Annotated in this window: 16 protein-coding genes; 4 read left to right on the top strand and 12 right to left on the bottom strand. The window is 59.2% G+C overall.

Features of this window, described 5'->3' with window-relative positions; translation table 11 throughout:
- Window positions 1-3: 3 nt before the first annotated feature.
- Entirely contained in the window at window positions 4-1,368 is a 1,365-nt protein-coding gene (locus ACU688_RS13535; RefSeq protein WP_448185122.1) for an APC family permease, read from the bottom strand.
- Between the two features lie 199 nt (window positions 1,369-1,567).
- Between ACU688_RS13535 and ACU688_RS13530 the strand changes: the two genes are divergently transcribed.
- Window positions 1,568-2,353: a helix-turn-helix transcriptional regulator gene (locus ACU688_RS13530; RefSeq protein WP_448185121.1), complete on the top strand. Its 786-nt coding sequence runs from the start codon at window positions 1,568-1,570 to the stop codon at window positions 2,351-2,353.
- A gap of 61 nt (window positions 2,354-2,414) precedes the next feature.
- Here the strand turns inward: ACU688_RS13530 and ACU688_RS13525 are convergent, their stop codons facing one another.
- From ACU688_RS13525 to ACU688_RS13500, 6 genes are all read right to left on the bottom strand, one after another.
- Window positions 2,415-2,846 (bottom strand): hypothetical protein, encoded by a 432-nt coding sequence (locus tag ACU688_RS13525; RefSeq protein WP_448185120.1) that lies wholly within the window; start codon window positions 2,844-2,846, stop codon window positions 2,415-2,417.
- Window positions 2,847-3,002: 156 nt separating this feature from the next.
- A complete protein-coding gene (locus ACU688_RS13520; RefSeq protein WP_448185119.1) occupies window positions 3,003-3,515 on the bottom strand; it encodes a M10 family metallopeptidase C-terminal domain-containing protein in 513 nt (170 codons plus the stop codon).
- 261 nt (window positions 3,516-3,776) lie between these two features.
- Window positions 3,777-4,856 carry a polyamine ABC transporter substrate-binding protein gene (locus ACU688_RS13515; RefSeq protein WP_017739287.1) on the bottom strand — a complete coding sequence of 360 codons (1,080 nt, stop codon included), beginning with the start codon at window positions 4,854-4,856 and terminating at the stop codon, window positions 3,777-3,779.
- A gap of 60 nt (window positions 4,857-4,916) precedes the next feature.
- Window positions 4,917-5,258 (bottom strand): cupin domain-containing protein, encoded by a 342-nt coding sequence (locus ACU688_RS13510; protein ID WP_124524810.1) that lies wholly within the window; start codon window positions 5,256-5,258, stop codon window positions 4,917-4,919.
- A 26-nt stretch (window positions 5,259-5,284) separates the two neighbouring features.
- On the bottom strand, window positions 5,285-6,691 hold the full coding sequence (locus tag ACU688_RS13505; RefSeq protein ID WP_448185118.1) for an NAD(P)/FAD-dependent oxidoreductase: 1,407 nt from the start codon (window positions 6,689-6,691) through the stop codon (window positions 5,285-5,287).
- A gap of 49 nt (window positions 6,692-6,740) precedes the next feature.
- Window positions 6,741-7,550 (bottom strand): helix-turn-helix transcriptional regulator, encoded by an 810-nt coding sequence (locus tag ACU688_RS13500; protein ID WP_448185117.1) that lies wholly within the window; start codon window positions 7,548-7,550, stop codon window positions 6,741-6,743.
- 257 nt (window positions 7,551-7,807) lie between these two features.
- On the opposite strand from ACU688_RS13500, the gene ACU688_RS13495 reads away from it, so the two are divergent.
- Window positions 7,808-8,080 (top strand): DUF1652 domain-containing protein, encoded by a 273-nt coding sequence (locus ACU688_RS13495; protein ID WP_017739291.1) that lies wholly within the window; start codon window positions 7,808-7,810, stop codon window positions 8,078-8,080.
- 138 nt (window positions 8,081-8,218) lie between these two features.
- Here ACU688_RS13495 and ACU688_RS13490 read toward each other — a convergent pair whose 3' ends face one another.
- The gene (locus ACU688_RS13490; protein ID WP_448185116.1) at window positions 8,219-10,666 is read right to left on the bottom strand and encodes a UvrD-helicase domain-containing protein; all 2,448 of its coding nucleotides are present in this window, start codon (window positions 10,664-10,666) and stop codon (window positions 8,219-8,221) included.
- Window positions 10,667-10,885: 219 nt separating this feature from the next.
- Between ACU688_RS13490 and ACU688_RS13485 the strand changes: the two genes are divergently transcribed.
- On the top strand, window positions 10,886-11,581 hold the full coding sequence (locus ACU688_RS13485) for a pirin family protein (RefSeq protein WP_448185115.1): 696 nt from the start codon (window positions 10,886-10,888) through the stop codon (window positions 11,579-11,581).
- Between the two features lie 68 nt (window positions 11,582-11,649).
- Here ACU688_RS13485 and pgm read toward each other — a convergent pair whose 3' ends face one another.
- The 4 genes from pgm to ACU688_RS13465 form a co-directional block, all read right to left on the bottom strand.
- Complete coding sequence (pgm, locus tag ACU688_RS13480; protein ID WP_448185114.1) at window positions 11,650-13,293, bottom strand: phosphoglucomutase (alpha-D-glucose-1,6-bisphosphate-dependent); 1,644 nt, start codon at window positions 13,291-13,293, stop codon at window positions 11,650-11,652.
- A 113-nt stretch (window positions 13,294-13,406) separates the two neighbouring features.
- Complete coding sequence (locus ACU688_RS13475; RefSeq protein ID WP_448185113.1) at window positions 13,407-14,813, bottom strand: aminotransferase-like domain-containing protein; 1,407 nt, start codon at window positions 14,811-14,813, stop codon at window positions 13,407-13,409.
- 35 nt (window positions 14,814-14,848) lie between these two features.
- Window positions 14,849-16,285 carry a hypothetical protein gene (locus tag ACU688_RS13470; RefSeq protein WP_448185112.1) on the bottom strand — a complete coding sequence of 479 codons (1,437 nt, stop codon included), beginning with the start codon at window positions 16,283-16,285 and terminating at the stop codon, window positions 14,849-14,851.
- 682 nt (window positions 16,286-16,967) lie between these two features.
- Window positions 16,968-17,990, bottom strand: a complete 1,023-nt coding sequence (locus ACU688_RS13465) for a zinc-dependent alcohol dehydrogenase family protein (RefSeq protein WP_257781519.1) — start codon at window positions 17,988-17,990, stop codon at window positions 16,968-16,970.
- Between the two features lie 269 nt (window positions 17,991-18,259).
- On the opposite strand from ACU688_RS13465, the gene ACU688_RS13460 reads away from it, so the two are divergent.
- Complete coding sequence (locus ACU688_RS13460; RefSeq protein ID WP_017739298.1) at window positions 18,260-19,174, top strand: LysR family transcriptional regulator; 915 nt, start codon at window positions 18,260-18,262, stop codon at window positions 19,172-19,174.
- Window positions 19,175-19,184 lie beyond the last annotated feature (10 nt).

The raw sequence follows: 19,184 nt of genomic DNA, 5'->3' as shown, positions 1-19,184 counted from the left end.
TCCTTACAATTTCTGATACGCCGGACTCGACCGGCCACTGATGCAATAGAAAATCACCGACACGGCCAGCAAGCCGGCAATGATCATAACGTCGCGCACGGACGCCGCAGCGACCAGGGTCGCCAGCAGATAGCCGGCGCCCACTACCGCCAGTAACGCCGGCAATGGCCACAGCGGCATGCGATACGGATGTTCGCGATCGCGCAGCCACACCCGGCTCATCAAGGCGCTCAACGCCACCACCAGGTACACCAACATGATCAGCAATACGGTGAACGAGGTGAGGTCGGCGAGATTGGAACTGAAACTGAGCAGCGCCGAAGGCACTGCCAGGAACAGCGTCGCCAGCCAGGGCGAATCCCAGCGCGGGTGAATACGCGTGAACAAGGTGTTGATGCGTGGCGTCCACAGGGCATCACGGCCACTGCTGAACACCACGCGGCCGATCTGGATCACGATCGCGACAATGGCATTGAACACCGAGAGAAAGATCCCCGCACTGACCAGCCGCGACAGGGTTTCGTTGCCATGACTGGTCAACAGGTAACCGATGGGGTCCGGGCTGCTGATCATCGCACTCAGGGACGGCGCGCCGATCAACAACGCAGTGATGGGCACCAGTTCGATCACCACCACCAGCCCCAACGACCACAACACCGCCTTGTGCACGCCCTTGCCGCCGCACTTCATGTCTTCGGCCAGCAATACCGCCGGGCCATATCCGTTGAACGAGAACAGGCCAATCCCCACCGCACCGATCACCAAGGCCCAGGGCGCCAGGTGCAGCACGCCGTTTTCGACGATCTGCGGCTGGAACAGCACGCTGGCCGGCTGCACAGGGTTGCCGAAACCGAGACACACGATCACCAACAACGCCGCGACTTCCAACAGCAGGCACGTGCCGGTGATCCAGGCGTTGAGCTTGATGTTGAGGATGGCCAGGGCGTAACTGCACACCACGATGACCAGGGCGACGGTTTGTGAGTCGAATTTTGTGCCCAGCGCATTATTCAGATACGTCGCCGCACCGGTGGCCAATACCGGCGGGATGAACAGCAGCATCACCAACACCGTCAGGAACGTCGCATAACCGGCCATGCCACCAAACACCCGCTTGGCGTACACATATTCGCCGCCCGCGCTGTTGTGGGCGCGGCCCAGTTCGGCGTAACAAAAGGCGAACATCAACGCGAGCAACGCGGCCAGCACAAACGCGAGGAACACGCCGCTGCCGGCCTGCTGGATGGCAAACGGCGCAATGACAAACACGGAGCTGGCGGGCGTGACGGCGGAGACGGTGATGGCCACCACATCGAACACACTCAGCGTGGGTTTAAGCACGCCGTCTGGCGTGGGAGAAGCACTCATATCGTTATCCTCTGCTGTTTTTTTTGGTGTGAGGCAGAAACGAAAAATGAAGCCTTGTCGGGATATGTTTCCCGTTGAATAGAGCCGACGTTATCCCCTCGGCCGTTGTCAGCCAATTCCCCTATTGGAGTACTCCCCTTGACGCCGCCGGGCAAAAGCCGAAACCTTGGCCGATCTTTTGTCCATGGGAGCCTGCGCTATGAGCCTGTTCAGGGAAGTCGGCCTGCACGCGGGCCTGGGCCGTACCGTCGCGCATATCGGCACCGAGCGCTTCTGGAAACAGTTGGTGCTGTTGCTGCAGCAATGCCTGCCCTTCGATAACGCCTTGGCGATCTTCTACCCCACCGATGGCACGCCGCTGGCGCTGGAGGAATACGACGCGCAACCCACCAGCAAACCCGCGTCGATGCTGGTGTACCTCAATGGTTTGTACTTGATCGACCCGTTTTTCCAGGCCTGCCGCGAGGGTTTCAGCAGCGGCGTGTACCGCCTGGAGGAAGTGGCGCCGGACCATTTTCGCCAGAGTGAGTACTTCCTCAACTACTTCCACGACAACGTGCTGGAAGACGAGGTGCAGTTCATTCTGCAAGTGCCCGGCGCAGGAACCTTGTCATTGTCCCTGGGCATGCAGCGGCGGTTCAGCGCTGAAGAGACGGGACTGCTGACGATGGTGGCCGCCTGGGTATTGCCGCTAATGCAGCAGCATTGGCAACAAAGCACCCAGCGCGCACCGGCGATGGACAGCCAGATCCGCGATGCGTTGAGTCACTTTGGTTGCGGCGTGCTCTCGGAGCGTGAACTGGAGATTGCCCGCCTGGTGCTGCGCGGGTTCTCGTCCAAGGCCATGGCCGAGCGCCTGAATATCTCGCCGGATACGGTGAAGGTGCACCGGCGACATCTGTACGCGAAGCTGGATATCTCGTCACAGCCGGAGCTGTTTTCGTTGTTTATCCAGTCGTTGGGGCATGATCTGGAACACCCATGATCGCGGTATAAAGGCCACCAACCGGAAGAAGCAGTGGCACTGGGTCGGTTGGTGGCAGCCTTCACTTGGCTTCAGGCGATACGTTGTAAGTCACATCAAATACTACAGTTTCCGCGACTAAATACATTCTTCCCGAAACCTCCTGCGTATCGGGGTTGTTTGTGACGGTGATGAACCCCGACTCCGCGAGGTGGAGCTGGTCGCCAGGTGTAAGAATTGCCGCATAGTTAAACGGTTGCTCCCCCACACGGTACGTACCATCGGGTAGATAGGCCCTTGAAATCACCGCGAGAACCCCCGTTGCGTCAGCGGGGTTTGCCGGTGACGAATGGTATTGCTCGCCCGCAAACTCGGTACGTGGGGAGTTTATATAGTTCAAAGCGTCAGCTGAGAATGGCCTGCTCGCATTGCCCTCTTTCACCGTACCCCTCATGTAGTCGGCTTCTTTCTTACCCGGCTCCGGTATCAGGTGTGTCCACTGTTGATGTGCCATATCTGTTTCTCCTTGGTTTGTTTTAGCGTTGCGCCTGTATTAAATCAGCACGCAACGCAAAAAAAACCTGTCAGAAATGACACCTTGTACCGGCAGCTTTTTATCGCCAAATCAACTATAGACAATTCAGCATTCCCGCCAGAAGCCCTTCATCATTTAATGGGGGCTATAGAATTTTATATGCTCAGGCATCAACTTCACATTATCGACGCGAATCGAAAACAGTGGCCCGTCAGGCGTGAGTTTCATATTTAGCGTACTTACGCCAAAAGCATTATGGGTAATTTGTACATCCCCCACTTCCCTTGGTAGTTTCTGCTGAATATAAATGGCTGTTATACCGTTCTCCTTCAACACTCCGGAGAGATCGATCTGGTCTTGTTTTGGGTTGAAATTCAAGATCGTATCCGGGTCATTGCTCAGGGAATCGCTGGCCTTTTCATACTTGAACGTATTGGCACCTTTTGCGCCCAGCAATTGGTCACCACCGCCACCGCCAACCAGGATCGAGTCCTCGCCAGGCTTGGCTTCAAGCCGTTCGCGACCATCGGTGCCCCGCAACACGGGGCGGCTGTTTTCAGGGTACGTCCAGTTATCGACGGGCGGGAGACTTTGTACTGATGACATAGTGTTGACCTGTTGGGAAATATATTGAATCAAAGGCGACATGCCTAAGCGCAAAGAAACTTCGCACGGCAAAGACATCGCTTTCCATTCGGTTTTCTTAACAGCCTATTTCCTAAAAACTGCGACATTTCTGCATAAAAAATAAATATTCTTTATCAAGCCACCCAAACCAGTGTTATATCGGCAGACCTGCTGCCGACAGAACAAATTGCAGCACATTATTCATCGGATGGTTGCTGGCCACTTCCCATTAGCCAGCAACATTTAGCCGAAATAAAACACCCTATGCTCGGTAGGGTGCTCTTAACGCCCCATCCGAATGGTGTTCCACACCCGCGTCCGAATCCTATCGATATTCAACGGCATCGCTTCTAACGCAAACAACTTGCCCATCATTTCTTCGCTCGGGTAGATCTTGGTATCCGCCTTGATCTCCGGCTCCACCAGGCTGTCAGCCGCACTGTTGCCGTTGGCGTAGTGCACCGAGTTGGTGATGTCGGCCATCACCTTGGGCTCCAGCAGGTAGTTCATGAACGCATAACCAGCCTTTTCGTCCGGGGCGTCGGCAGGCATGGCCACCATATCAAACCAAATGGCAGCGCCTTCCTTGGGGATCTGGTAACCGATCTTCACGCCGTTCTTGGCTTCCTTGGCGCGGCTTTCGGCTTGCAGCACGTCGCCGGAGAAACCGACGGCCACGCAGATGTCGCCATTGGCCAGGTCGCCGGTGTATTTCGAGGAATGAAAGTAAGCCACGTAGGGCCGCACTTTCATCAGCAGCGCTTCGGCTTTTTTGTAGTCCTCGGGGTTCTTGCTGTGGGGTGGCAAGCCCAGGTAATTGAGGGCAATGGGCAGCAATTCCGGGCCGTTGTCGAGGATGGCCACGCCACATTTGCTGAGTTTCTCCATGTACTCGGGCTTGAAGATCAGGTCCCAGGAGTCCACCGGGGCGTTATCCCCCAACACGGCCTTGACCTTGTCGATGTTGTAGCCGATGCCGGTGCTGCCCCACAGGTACGGGAAACCGTGGGCATTGCCGGGGTCGTTGTTTTCCAGGGCCTTGAGCAGCACCGGGTTGAGGTTTTTCCAGTTGGGCAACTGGCTCTTGTCGAGCTTTTTCAAGGCGCCGCCCTGGATCTGCCGAGCCATGAAGTGGTTGGACGGAAACACCACGTCATACCCGGAGTTGCCGGTCATCAGCTTACCGTCGAGGGTTTCGTTGCTGTCGTACACGTCGTAGCTGAAACCGATTCCGGTCTGCTTCTGGAAGTTCTTGGTGGTGTCCGGCGCGATGTAGCTGGACCAGTTGTAGATTTTCACCGTCTCGGCGGCCTGGCTGATAGAGGCCACCAACATCAAGGGCAACAGGGCAATGGCTTTCATGGTTCGATTTCCTGGCGGTTTTAGGGCTGTTTTTATGGCAGGCGATCAAGGATCAAAGCGTTACAGAATCAATACGTAGGTCTTGCGCACAGTGTCCTGGATGTCCCAGATACCGGTGCTGTTGGCTGGCAACATCAGTGCATCGCCGGCTTCTATGTGGACGACGTCACCGTTGTCCGGGGTGAAGGTGCAGCGACCCTGGATGAAATGGCAAAACTCCTGGGATTTGATCTGGCGGCGCCAACGGCCGGGGGTGCATTCCCAGATGCCGGTTTCGACGCCGTCGCTGCGTTCGACGCTCAAGGTCGAGGCCACGGCGATGGGCTCGCCAAGGGGCACAGCCACTGGCGACGAGTCCGGCAGGTGGGCATTCAACGTGTCTTTGAATTGAGTGATGCTCATGGGTTTTCCCGTGTGAGTGGAACGGTTCAGTGCATGAAACCTTCCATGAAGCCCGCCACGCCGGTCGCCAACTTGCGGCGCCAAGGGGCGCTGTTGGGGTTGGCCAGCACCTGGTCTTCATGGACAAAACTGCGAATGATCGCGTTGTAACCCAGCCAGCGGCACGGCTCGGGTTCCCAGGCCTTGAGGGCCTCGAGGCCATGCTCGCGGATCACCCAGGGTTGCTGGACCAGCGGCGTGTCGTGGCCGAGGATCAAATCCGCAAGCGTGCGCCCGCCAAGGTTGGTGGCACCGACGCCCTCCCCGCCATAACCACCGGACAGTGCGATGCCGGTCTTATGGTCGCAAAGCATGTGCGGTCGGAAATTTCGCGACATGCCAAGGTTGCCGCCCCAGGAATGGGTAATCCGCACGTTCTTGAGCTGTGGGAAAAGCTCGCCGAACAGATAACGGCGCAGCTCCACTTCGCTGTCCGTCAAATCGAAGTCGTGGCGCAGTTTGCCGGCGAACTGGTAACCGCCACGGGCGCCGAACACCAGGCGATTGTCCGCCGTACGCTGGCCATAGGTGACCTGGCGACTGCTTTCGCCGAACGCCTGGCCGTGGCTCAAGCCGATTTCGTCCCAGGTGCTGGCGGGCAGCGGCTCGGTGGCGACGATCAGGCTTTGCACCGGCAGTTGATAACGGCCCAGGGGCGGCAAAGTGTTGGCATAACCCTCGACGGCTGGCACCACCCAGGCGGCACGAATAGTGGCCTTGGCAGTGCGCACGCTGCCGGATTGCCAGTGGGTGGCTGGGGTATTTTCGTAGATTTGCACGCCCATGCTTTCAACCACCCGCGCCAGGCCACGCACCAGCTTGGCCGGGTTGATAGTTGCAACGTGGGGTGCATAGATACCGCCATAAGGCTTGGCGATGCGGATCTGTTCGGCCAGTTGCTGCGGGGCCAGCCAGCGATAATCGGCTTCGGTCAGGCCCTGGGCGTAGAGTTTGTCCAGGTAACGGCGCAGGCTGCCTTCCTGTTCGGGGTAACGCGCGGCACAGTAAAGGGCGCCGCCTTTGCGGTAGTCGCAATCGATGCCTTCGCGGGCCAGGACCTGGGCGACTTCATCGGGAATGCCATGCAACAGGTCAAACGAGGCGCGCCGTTGCTCGGGCGGTAGGTCGGCCAGCAGACGGTCTTCACCGAGCAGGTTGCCCATCAACCAGCCACCGTTGCGGCCTGACGCGCCGAAGCCGGCGGTTTGCGCTTCGACAATTGCGATATTCAGTTCAGGTGCCTGGCGTTTCAGGTAGTACGCGGTCCACAGCCCGGTGTAACCGGCGCCTATGATGACCACATTGACGTCCAGGTCGTGCTCCAGGGACGGCCGCGCCACCAGCGGGTCGTCCAACTGGTCCATCCATAAACTGATATTGCGCCATGCTGGCATGCCCGCTTCCCCTACCTCGTTTCGATAGGGCTGATCCTAGAGCGCGGTGTTACGGCATGTCTTGCGCGCGTGCACGCAGGGAAATTTGTTTGACATAGGCCTTGGGCGACTGGCCAGTGTGCTGGCGAAATGCACTGTAGAAGGCCGACAACGAATTGAAACCGGCGGCGAACGCGAGGTCATCGACCTTGATCGGCGGCGTGGCAGTGTCCAGTGCCGCAAGCAAATGCTGGAGCCGCGCCTGGTTGACGTAGCGGTAGAAGCTTTGCCCGAGCACCTGGTTGAGCAAGTAGGAAATCTGATTCCTGCTGTAGCCACACTCCTTGGACACCCGCTGTAGATCCAATTCTGGGTCCAGATAGGGTTGCTTGCATTCGAAGTACTGCTGCAAGTCATTGGCCATATGCCCCAGTTGCTGGGGCGACAACCCCAGGCGGCTGACGGTGGGGCGCAGCGCCTGGGCGGGCTGTTCGTGCACCAGGGACGCGTATTCATTGACCCGCCAGATCAACCCATCGCGCACAGTAATAGCTTCGCTGGTGCGAAATGACACCAGGCCCTGGCCACCGCGCAGGGTGATGCGGTATTGGATAAAGGCGGTGTCGCCATCGGCGCGGATGCGGTCGGTGTGTTCAATTGCCTCGTCCGCCGCCCGTGGCATGCTGGCTTGCAGGTACGCGCGTAATTCGGCAAAGCGGATTACACGGTTCTGGAAGAAATCGTGGTACTGGATGTCCGGGTGGTAGTAGGACATCACCCCATCAAGATCGCGATGCCGCCAGCACAAGTGATGGCGCAGCACCAAGTCGCTGGTGGCTTGAGTGTGCGGGCGGTCATCGTCTGCGGCGATGTTTGGCATGGGCGGCTCTGAGGCGGGTAAACCGTGGAGATTGCCGACTTTTGCTGGTGGCGACAATGGCCAATGGGCGCTTTTGGCTAATGGCATATTGCCCAGTCATCAGTAGGACATGACCCACGTCAAACTTCAGGAAAACAACCGCCGAACGGAACGCAAAAAGTCGCCTGGCGTTTACGAACGAATGCTATTTTTAAACTCTCCAACGCCACGACCAATGAAGGCCATGGCTCCCTGCCGCGAGCAAAAGGAAGCGCTCAATGAACAAGGTAGGCAACATGAACAAAGTGACATTCCCCAACGCCTGCCAGCTGATGCGCTGGCATTTCCATCCAATAGGCTTCGAGGGCAGCATGGACGCGCCTGGCAGCATGGTCGCCCGCCTGTTCGACCGTGCCAGCGGCGAGACATTGATCGCCATTGCCGGCATTCCCTGTGCCACGGTGATGAACGCCGCCGATGTGGAGCGGATCATCGAGGCGGTGGAGGATGAGCTGGAATCGTTTGTGCCGCCGCAGTCCTTGCGGGCCTGACCTCAACCCATCAGACGACGAAAATCCAATGTGGGAGCGGGCTTGCCCGCGATAGCAGTGTGTCAGTCACCGGATATGGCAACTGATATACCGCTATCGCGGGCAAGCCCGCTCCCACAAGTTTTTTGTGTTGGCAGGTCAGCCGCGTTGGTCGTCGAAAAACGCCTTCTTGCCGTCTACCCGCTCCGACGCCTTGGGCACATTCACCGACTGCCCTTCAGACTTTTCCACATGCCAATAGCAATGGCTCACGGCGCGGGTAATGCCCACATACGCCAGGCGCAGCACCTCGTCCTTTTGCGCATTGTCATACGGTTCGCTGTCACCGTCCTTGCCCAGCCCTGCCATGCGGTAGACCTGGTTCTTGTAGGGGGAGCTGGTGACATGCTGGCAATCACCAAGCAGAAACACCGCATCCGCCTGTAGGCCCTTGGCACTGTGATAAGTCAGTTGCTTCAGCCTGCGTGCGTGGGGCGGCAAGCTAGAATCCACATTAACTACAGACTGAATATGCTCTTGAATCAATAACTTATCGCTACTTTTTCGATACAACATCAACACCGTTTCACCGCGCTGGTAGTGCTCCTGCAGTTGCTGACCCAGCGCCACCTCATCGCGCTCCAACACCTTGACCGGCACCAGCGCCTTTGGCGCGCCACTGGCTTTTGCCTTTTTGCCAGGAATCGCCGGCGCGGCGCGCACGATATGCTCGGCCGCGTCAATGATGTGCTGGTGGCTGCGGTAGTTCTCGCCAAGCATCACGCGCGTGGTCGCAGGCGACGGGAACTCCTTGTTGAACTCCATGAAGTACTTCGGCGAACTGCCGCGCCAGCCGTAGATCGACTGCCAGTCATCGCCCACGCACAGCAGCGAAGAGCGCTGCGCGCCGCGCCCGACGTGCATGGCCGGGCCGCGACTGCGGATCTCCCGCAGGCTGGCGCGAATCCACGAGACGATTTGCGGCGACACGTCCTGGAATTCGTCGATCATCAGGTGGGACAGCGGCCGCAACAGCGGATCGCTAAGCAGCTTGAGGTTTTCCGGGGTGTTCTCGCCGAACAGCGAGAACATGCGGTTGTAGGTCATGATCGGCGGCGACTGGTCGAGCAGGTGATCTTCCAGGGCTTTCCAGAAAATGCTCAGGGCCTCGAAGAAAAACCGGTCCGGGTCGTCCTTGGCAAAGCTCATTTGGCCGACCGCCGTGGACACATCCAGCCCGAGGTTCTCGATAAACCCGGCGGCCATCACAAAGCAGTCCAGCAGCGGCGCCGACACCAGCTCGCCCTTGACCTTGTAATCAAAGCCAGGCCCGGCGCTGGCATCGCCGGCCAGACTGCTTACAAGGCGCTTTGAAGATTCGTAGTTATCCAACCATATCAATGGCTTGCGAAAGAAAGCTTGAAACAGTGTGCGCTTAACCGCCCACTCCGCACGCACCGACAACTTTGCATTGGGCCGGTTGATCTGGGGGTTTTCGCGAGAATCGAAGCCCAGCACCACCCAGGCATCCAACTCGGGGATATAGCCATGGCAATGGAACTGCGCGCCATTGATTTCCACGGTCTGCCGGTTGGGCTCGATGCCCTTGATCGGCCAGGCGCCTGCACGAAACCACAGGTCTTCGACGAGGTCGCAGAGCTCTTCGTCGCGCTTGGCCGCCAGTTCGGTCACCGCCACGCGCTTTTGCACGTCAGGATGGTCGCGTTCCAGCTCCTTGAGCTGCAACCCGTGCCGGGCCAGCGGCGCGATCAGCTCGCGAAATCGCGCGTGCTGGCCGTGCAGCCGGTGATAGCAGGCGTTCATCTGCTGGCGTTGGGCGTCGTTGATACGCAGGTCAAACGGGTTGCTGTCCGCGTCTTCAACGCCGGCGCTGAGGTTCTCGAACGCTTGCAACCGCTCAAAACCCGGCAGGCTGCGCACCATCGGCAGGATGCGCGAGTGAAAGGTGCGCACCACTGCCTGGGCCTCTTTGATGCCAAGGGGTTGGCCCCACAGGCTGAGAATATCCATGAGCTTGTGGATGAAGTCTTTACGCGACTCACGGGTGAAGGTCACGACGGTCATCGAACTCAGCTCAAAGCCCAGGTAATGGGTGAGCAGCAGGATACGCAGCACCAGCGAGGTGGATTTGCCCGCCCCCGCGCCCGCAATCACCGAGGTGGACGGCGTGTCGCTGAAAATCATCTTCCATTGCGCCGCGCTCGGCTGGGCATGGGCCGGCAGCAGCCGTGCTACATCAGCCTTCATGCGTTTCTTCAACTCGGCGGTCAGCGGCAGGCGCCAATCATCGAACAGACTGTCGTCAACGCCGGGGGCACGGTGCTCATCGGGACGAAAGTCACGGATCAACAGGACTTGCCGGCCTTCTTCGATGCCATCGGCCTTGCCTTCGCGGTAGCCATACTCGACACCTGCCTCGTGCCCACTGCGAAAACCATCTGCCTGCCCATGCAACCAGGAAAACCGGTGCTGGGCGCGCAAACGCGTCAACCCATGGCCAAACAGGCGCGCGGCGAGGCGCTTGAACAGGGGCATGTCTGCCAGTGGGCGCAGTTCTGGGGGCAAATCAGGGGTGTGTTGCGGCACGCGGACTCCAGCGATGAGGTTGGTTTTGGCGAATGCGCCATGGTCGCCGGAATCGACGCGCAGTTCCAGCCAATTGCTTTACCGTCATGCAGTTAGGCGATGAAGTGAAAGTCAAAACCCCAGCAATCGATCTGCTAAATCGATAGGAATCAGGCAGTTTTTACGCTTTTTATCGATCATGCTCTGCTGGATCATAGGTGCCATCCACAGGAGACGATCATGCTTGAACTTCGACCTTTCAACACGCTGGGCGGCGCCCACCATGGCTGGCTTGACGCCCATCACCACTTTTCATTTGCCGAATACCATGACCCTTCGCGCATGCACTGGGGCAATTTGCGCGTGTGGAACGACGACATCATCGCGCCCGGCACGGGTTTCCCGCAGCACCCACACCGCGACATGGAAATCATCACCTATGTGCGCGAGGGCGCCATCAGCCATGCCGACAACCTCGGCAACAAAGGCCGCACCGAAGCGGGTGACGTACAGGTGATGAGCGCGGGCACGGGGATCGCCCACAGCGAATACAACCTGGAGGCGACGCCGACCAAGATCTTCCAGATCTGGATCATCCCGAATGAAGGTGGGCTGCCGCCGTCGTGGGGCGCCAAGCCGTTTCCGAAAGAGGGCCGCGATGGTTTTGTGACCTTGGCCAGCGGCAAGGCTGGTGACAATGAAAGCCTGCGCATTCGTGCGGATGCGCGCTTGGTGGCGGCCAATCTGAAAGCTGGGGAAAGCGCGGAATACCGGCTGGATAGCGGACGGCGTGCCTACCTGGTGCCGGCGACGGGTGTGATTGAAATCAACGGCTTGCGGGCACAAGCTCGGGATGGTGTGGCGGTTGAGGATGAGGCGGTGTTGCGGGTAACTGCAATTGAGGACAGTGAGATCGTGTTGGTCGATCTGGCCTGATACCTGACTTCAATGGATAAAAATGTGGGAGCGGGCAAGCCCGCTCCCACATTTTGGGGGCTGTGGGGTTATTGGGAGATCGCGCCGTCCACCAACACCTGCGCCTCTTCCACCAACTGCTTGAGGTGATCTTCGCCAACAAAGCTCTCGGCGTAGATCTTGTAGATGTCCTCGGTGCCCGATGGCCGCGCCGCGAACCAGCCGTTTTCAGTCATGACTTTCAAACCGCCAATCGCCTGGTTGTTGCCCGGCGCGTGGCTGAGGATCTGCTGGATGCTTTCCCCGGCCAGTTGCGTGGACGTGACCTGCTCCGGTGACAGTTTGCCCAGCAGGGCTTTCTGCGCCGGGGTCGCCTTTGCATCCACCCGAATAGCGAACGGCTCGCCCAAGGCGTCGGTCAGGCCGCGGTAGATCTGGCTTGGGTCCTGGCCTTTGCGCGAGGTCATTTCTGCGGCCAACAGGGCCGGGATCAGGCCGTCCTTGTCGGTGCTCCAGACGCTGCCGTCCTTGCGCAGGAACGATGCACCCGCGCTTTCTTCACCGCCAAAACCCAGCGAGCCTTCAAACAGGCCATCGGCGAACCATTTGAAGCCCACCGGCACTTCGTACAGGCGACGGCCAATGCGCGCGGCCACACGATCGATCAGGCCGCTGCTGACCACGGTCTTGCCCACCGCCGCGTCGGCGCGCCAGTCGGGACGGTTCTGGAACAGGTAGTCGATGGACACCGCCAGGTAGTTGTTCGGCGCCAACAGGCCGCCGGACGGCGTGACGATGCCATGGCGGTCGTGGTCCGGGTCACAGGCGAAGGCCACGTCGAAACGTTCCTTGAGGCCTATCAACCCTTGCATGGCGTAGCTGGACGAAGGGTCCATGCGGATCTGGCCGTCCCAGTCCACGCTCATGAAGCGGAACGTGGAATCCACTTCGGTGTTCACCACGTCCAGGTTCAGGCGGTAGTGCTCGGCAATCGCCGACCAGTAGCGCACCCCTGCTCCGCCCAACGGGTCCACGCCCAGGCGCAGGTCGGCGCTGCGGATGGCGTCCATGTCGATCACATTGATCAGGTCGGCAACGTAGCTGTTGAGGTAGTCATGGCGATGGGTGGTGTCGGCCTTGAGCGCCTGGGCGTAGGTGATGCGCTTGACCCCAGCCAGCTTGTTGGCCAGCAGTTCGTTGGCCTTGGCTTCGATCCACTTGGTGACGTGGGTATCGGCTGGGCCGCCGTTGGGCGGGTTGTACTTGTAGCCACCACTTTGCGGCGGGTTGTGGGATGGCGTAATGACAATGCCGTCAGCCAGGCCAGTGGTACGGCCGCGGTTGTAGCAGATGATGGCGTGGGAAATGGCCGGCGTCGGCGTGTATTCGTCGCCTTCGGCCAGCATCACATGGACGCCGTTGGCGGCGAGCACTTCCAGGGCGCTGGCGCCGGCCGGCGTCGAGAGCGCGTGGGTGTCGAGGCCGACGAACAACGGGCCGTTGATGCCCTGTGCTTCACGGTACAGGCAAATGGCCTGGCTGATAGCGAGCACATGCCATTCGTTGAAGCTCAGTTCGAATGAGCTGCCACGGTGCCCGGAAGTGCCAAAAGCGACACGTTGAGTGGAGATCGCTGCATCAGGCTGGCCGGTGTAATAGGCCGTGACCAGTCGCGGGATATCCACCAGCAACTGGGCTGGCGCCGGCTTGCCCGCAAAAGGACTGATTGTCATGCATAAACCTCAGAAAGAAGGATTCGGAAAAAATGGCAGTTTACTGGGAGTTGGACTACTGCGCGATGGTATCTATCCCATAGAAGAAGTAGAAATTTCACACAATCATCAGCCTAGCCAAGCTGCGACTGATGCAATGCGTCGGCCAATGCGTCCAAGGCCGCATCCAGGTTTGGATGCCCATTGAAGGCGTGGCTCACTCGCACATGCTGCTGATGCAGGCCGCCGAGGCTGAACAACTCACCCGGCGCAATCACCACCTGTTGAGCCACCATGCGCTGAAACACCTGGCGCATGTCCACCAGCGCCACCGATTGCAGCCAAAAGCTCGCCCCGGCGGTCGGCATCCGGTAGCTCACACGCCCCTCAAGGCGCGCATCCAGGCGCTGGCTCATGGCATCGGTTTGTTCCTGAAGACGCTGGCGCAACGTGCGCAGGTGTTGGTCGAAACGCCCGCTCTGGTAAAGCCGCGCAATGGCGCGCTGGCGGATTGATGACAGGCGAAATGCGCGCAGCAGGAATTGACGTTGCAGTTCACTGCTCAAGTGGCGGGATAACACATAGCCGTAGGGCGCTTCGGCACCGAGGGTCTTTTCGAACGATGAAAACACGATCAGCCGCTCAGGATTGACCAGGTTACGTAGCGCGGGCAGGCGGGGGCCGAAGACCAGTTCGCCAAAGGTGTCGTTCTCCAGCAACCAGCAGCCGTGCTGGTCCAGCAGATGCGCCACCTGCAAACGCTCGGGCATTGATAGCGCCGCCCCGGACGGCAGGCTGGCCACCGATGACAGCAACACGACGTGCACCGGTTCATCGCGCAAGAGCCGCTCGAATGTCAGCACGTCCAAACCGCCATCGACCTGCCACGGCAGTTCGAGCACGCGCACGCCGGCGGCCTGCAACAAGCGCAGGATCAGCCAGTCGCAGGGCGACTCGACAAGCAACGTGGTGCCCTTGAGGCCCAATACATCAATGAGGATTTCCAGTACGCCCTGCAGATCCGCGCCGACATACACCTCATCGGCCTGCCAGCACCGGGTGGGCGATGAGGTGTAGCGTGCCGCCAACGCCGCCCGTAGTTCCCAGACGCCGCAGGGTTGCGACCACGGTTGCAGGTGACGCGGGTAACGGCGTACCAGTTGGCGCTCCAACATCAGCAGCGTGCCGTCCAGCGTCGCCAGCAACGCCGGCTCGTCGCCACTGAGCACCACCATTCTCGGGCGCCGCGCCGCTGCGTAGAGTCTTTCCAGCAGATCGCCCGTGGATGCCATCAGCGGGTTGCCGGCCACGGGCCAGGCAAAGTACCCGGACTTGGCCACGGAATAGACCCGGCCCTCCTTTTCCAGCAACGAATACGCGTACTGGATCGTAGAGATGGACACGCGCAAGCGTGTCGACAGCTGCCGCAGGGACGGCAGCCTGACGGGTGTCTCCAGGCTGACTTCGTTGATCAGGTTGATCATGTAGCGGTACACCGCCTGATAGGCAAAGTCCGCCTGCCGCTCCCCCCGCAAGTTCATTGCGACACATCCGCGTGACGTAATCCAGACACGCCTCAGCGCCCGGACAACTGAAACGAGCGCACTTCGACGCCGCCCAGTGAGCGCAGGCTACGCCGGCTGCGTGCACCGGCGCTGTGATCGATCGACAAGGGGCGCTTGCGATACAAGTGCTGAAGCAACGGCAGAGGCAGCCCGCTGGTGTCGGTCACCCACTGTTGCAGCATTTCCGCGGCCGACTTGCCTTGCAACACCTTGTGCAGCTCCGGCAGCGCGACCAGCATGCCCGGGTGACATTGGCGCAGGTAGCCTTCCAACCGCTCGCCATGGTGAATGAAAGGTGAGTAAAGCAGGCACGTCAGTTGCCCCTCCTCCAGTCCGAAGAACTCCTGGGCATAGGTCGCCGACAACACTCGCCCATCCTGACTGCTCGCCCCGGCAATCAAGTGCTCAGGGATTCTTCGATGACACATGTAGTCCTGTGCCTGGCGGACAAATCCTTCAACCCCATCTTCGTAGGAAAGTTCGCGCAGGCACTGGGCCTGCAATCCACACAGATGAGCCATCAGCAGTGGATTGGGAAAGTCTGGATGGCTGAAATGAAAGCTGAGTGGGTCCGGTTTGCGGGCCAGAAATTCAGTCAGCAACGGCGTCGACCCTGGGTCCACCTCGCCGAGTAGATCGGCAATGCCGATGTAGGCCAGATGCCGGTGTCCCCCTCGTCCTGGGCTCTCATTGGCCACGTACTGCTCACCATAGAGGTCGCGATAGCATCCGACGCTCCACTCTTCCATGCGTGCAAACAGCCCATTGAGCGATATCGGCTTTCCGGGAGGCATGGCAACGCCAGCCTTCAAGGCGTTCTTTTTCAGCCACGCCAGGTATTGGCCCTGTTTACGCGGTGAATCCCCACTGACCAGCGCATGGACCCCGCCATTCCAGGTAGTGACGCGCTGGTAGAAGTCACCGAGGGACAGGTAGGTGTCATTGCGCAGCGTGGCGCGAACGTCCCCGGACGTCAGATGCCCGATCATCAACATGGCTCGCTGGCTGACTTCCCGCCCGGCACTTGATGCGGGCCGCTGGTGGTTAAAGGGCAAGACTTCCTGGTTTTCCACCATCAGCAGTTCCACCCGCGGATCGTCATGGAAAAACAACGCGCTGTAGCCCTGCTGGAGGGTATCAAGCGTGGCTTGCGTCATGCCCGCGTGGCGCAATGTCGCGACCCGCAAATGAAAGGTCTTGGGCGCCCGGCCGGCAATCGACAATTGCGCTGCACGCAGCAGCGCCAGTGTGTAGGTGCTGACTTCACCACCACCATGGGCGACCAGTACCTTGTAATTCCCCACTTGCTCCATCCCGCCTGCCGCCACCACGATCCGCTGAATCAGCAATTGCAGTGCGGTACGTTCGACGCGCGAAAAGTGCCCAATCAAACGTTGCAGAACTTGTTGGTAAACATAGTTCATGGCTTGTTCGTGAATTGCGCTCATAGTTCTACTACCCAAGTTGAAATATCAGTTTCAAGCAATTACTTATTAGCACTCGCTCGACCCATTACATCTGTAGGTTTGACGTTTATTGCTCGGCATTTCGACTAACAAACACTAGCACCTTGCAACAAAAGCATCGCAAGCGAGCATCCATTCACTTGGTCGCCATGCCGCTGCGAAAGGCTGACGCGCTAGCCTAGGCTTGTGTTTCCGCCACACCTAGGAATGCTCCGACAACCTCCTACACCCCTTTAACCGGGAATTTAAAGACGCGTCCGACGTATATAAATCAACCGTATTAGCGGAACCCTTGTAAGGCTATGGGCACACAGAGTAGCAATCTGCTTAGTACCAGCAGCGCCAAGTGTAAATGTCAGATATTCAATCATCGCTCAATCCTTGAGATGACAGTGAGGCCACAATTATCGGCGCTCGAATAATGATTAACAGATACAGAAAATCGTCCGAAACCAGCGCAGATGAAAAGCTGCCAGGACTTTGTTTTCGCCCACACAACAACGCCGCACTGAAATTCAGTGCGGCGTCAGGGACAAAGGTATTGTTTGCGGGGCTTGGGGCCCGAACAGCGGCTCAACCAGGGAACGGGTTAAGCCCTGTCAAATGGCGCATTTACCCCATCCATTTGGATGTTGGTGCATTCATTTACGAATACTCCTACAGCTCAAACAGCTTCAACCTGCAACGCAACACGCTCACGACACGGGCATTCGTCCATGTAGCGGTGCGCTTCGACAAATTGGCTGAACGCAAATACCGTGGTTTTCAGCGGCACCAGCACGCGGTCGGCGGTGAGCTGGTTGATATCACGCAAGGCGCGCTGCAAGGCCACGTGGTCCTGGGTGATGCCCAGTTCCGGTTTGCCGGTGAAGTTACCGATACAGTGCACAAAGAACTGAATGTTCTTCTGGAACGCTGCACACGCCGGGAATGGCGTCTGGTTGCCGCCCTGCAAGCCATACAGCACCAGGCTGCCACGCGGGGCCAGCACATCGCCAAGCAACGACATCTGCGGGCCACCCAAGCCATCGAACACCACGTCCACGCCGCGGTTATCGGTGAACTTGTTGATCTGCATAAGCAGGTCCTGTTCTTCGGTGACGATGACTTTTTCTGCGCCGAGCGACAGTAAATACTCGCGCTCTGCGCTGTCCTTGGTGGCCGCAATCACCCGTACACCCAGGGCCTTGCCCAGCTGCACAAAGGACGGGCCAGCGCAGTGGCTCGCGTCCGTCACCAGGGCAAACTGGCCGGGTTTGACCCGCGCCAGATCCACATAGGCAAAGTAGGCGATCAACAGCGGGGTGTAATGCACACTGGCTTCGATCGGGCTCAAGACGTCCGGGTAACGGGTCAGGGCCGAACGGGGCAAGACGATCAGCTCGCCATACACCGGGTAATCATTAGGGCTCTCGGCCGGAAAACTGGCGACTTTATCGCCCACTGCCAAGTCATCCACGCCTTCGCCCAGGGCGACAACCACCCCGGCCATCTCATGGCCAAGGCCGGACGGCAGGCGCGCATGAGACGACGCCAGGTTCTGGCGCCACAGAATGTCGTACCAACTGATGCCGATCGCTTCGACACGCACCTGCACTTCGCCCGGTGCGGGCTGCGCGGCTACATGCTCTTCGCACTTGAGCACCTCGGCCGGACCAAACTTGTGAAAACGGATCGTGCGGGACATCGCAAACCTCGTCAAAGTAACCTCTAATGCCATGAACTCTATCTGGGCTTTCCCGGTAAGACCACAGGTCACCATTAATAGTCGACATGCCTGTCATTGATTCCGCTCCCGAGGAAAAGACCCCGGCTAACGTAGGAAAACTCAATTAGCCGGTGCAGAGTACCAGCCTTTCCCCGTAAGATTCATGCCGGTCATGCTTTTCTAATCGAATCCAAGGGGTTCTTTCATGGCCGCTCTCGTCAAGCTCGCTGACTCATCCAGGACACAAGATGAACCGTAACGACCTGCGTCGTGTCGACCTTAACCTCTTGATCGTATTCGAAACCTTGATGCACGAGCGCAGCGTGACCCGCGCCGCCGAGAAACTTTTCCTCGGCCAACCGGCGATCAGCGCGGCGTTGTCGCGCCTACGCGGGCTGTTCGATGACCCACTGTTCGTGCGCACCGGCCGCAGCATGGAACCGTCGGCCCGCGCCGTGGAAATCTTCGCCCTGCTCTCCCCGGCCCTGGACTCGATTTCCACCGCCGTCAGCCGTGCCGCCGACTTCGACCCGGCCACCAGCACTGCGGTATTCCGTATCGGCCTGTCCGACGACGTTGAATTCGCCCTGCTGCCCCAACTGCTCAAGCGCCTGCGCGCCGAAGCCCCCGGCATCGTGCTGGTGGTGCGCCGCGTCAACTACATCCTCATGCCCGGCCTGCTGGCCTCCGGCGAAATTTCCATCGGCGTCAGCTACACCGCCGACCTGCCGGCCAACGCCAAGCGCAAGCTGCTGCGCCGCAGCGTGCCCAAACTGCTGCGCGCCGACAGCGTGCCGGGCAGCCTGAGCCTCGACGACTTCTGCGCCCGCCCCCATGCACTGGTGTCATTTGCCGGCGACTTGAGCGGTTTTATCGACGAAGAACTGGAAAAACTCGACCGCAAACGCCACGTGGTACTGGCCGTACCGCAGTTCAACGGCCTGGGTACGTTGCTGGCGGGCACGGATATTGTCGCCATCGTGCCGGACTATGCCGCCGAAGCCCTGACGGCTGCGGGCGGCTTGCGCGCGGAAGAACCGCCGTTGCCGGTGCGCTCGTTTGAGTTGCATATGGCGTGGCGTGGGTCGCAGGATAATGACCCGGGGGAAAGGTGGTTAAGGTCGCGGATCCAGATGTTTTTTGGGGATCCTGACAGCTTGTAGTATCGGGCAC

The sequence above is a fragment of the Pseudomonas acericola (SeqCode) genome (assembly GCF_053456465.1).
This window is presented reverse-complemented; position numbering and strand designations above follow the sequence as displayed.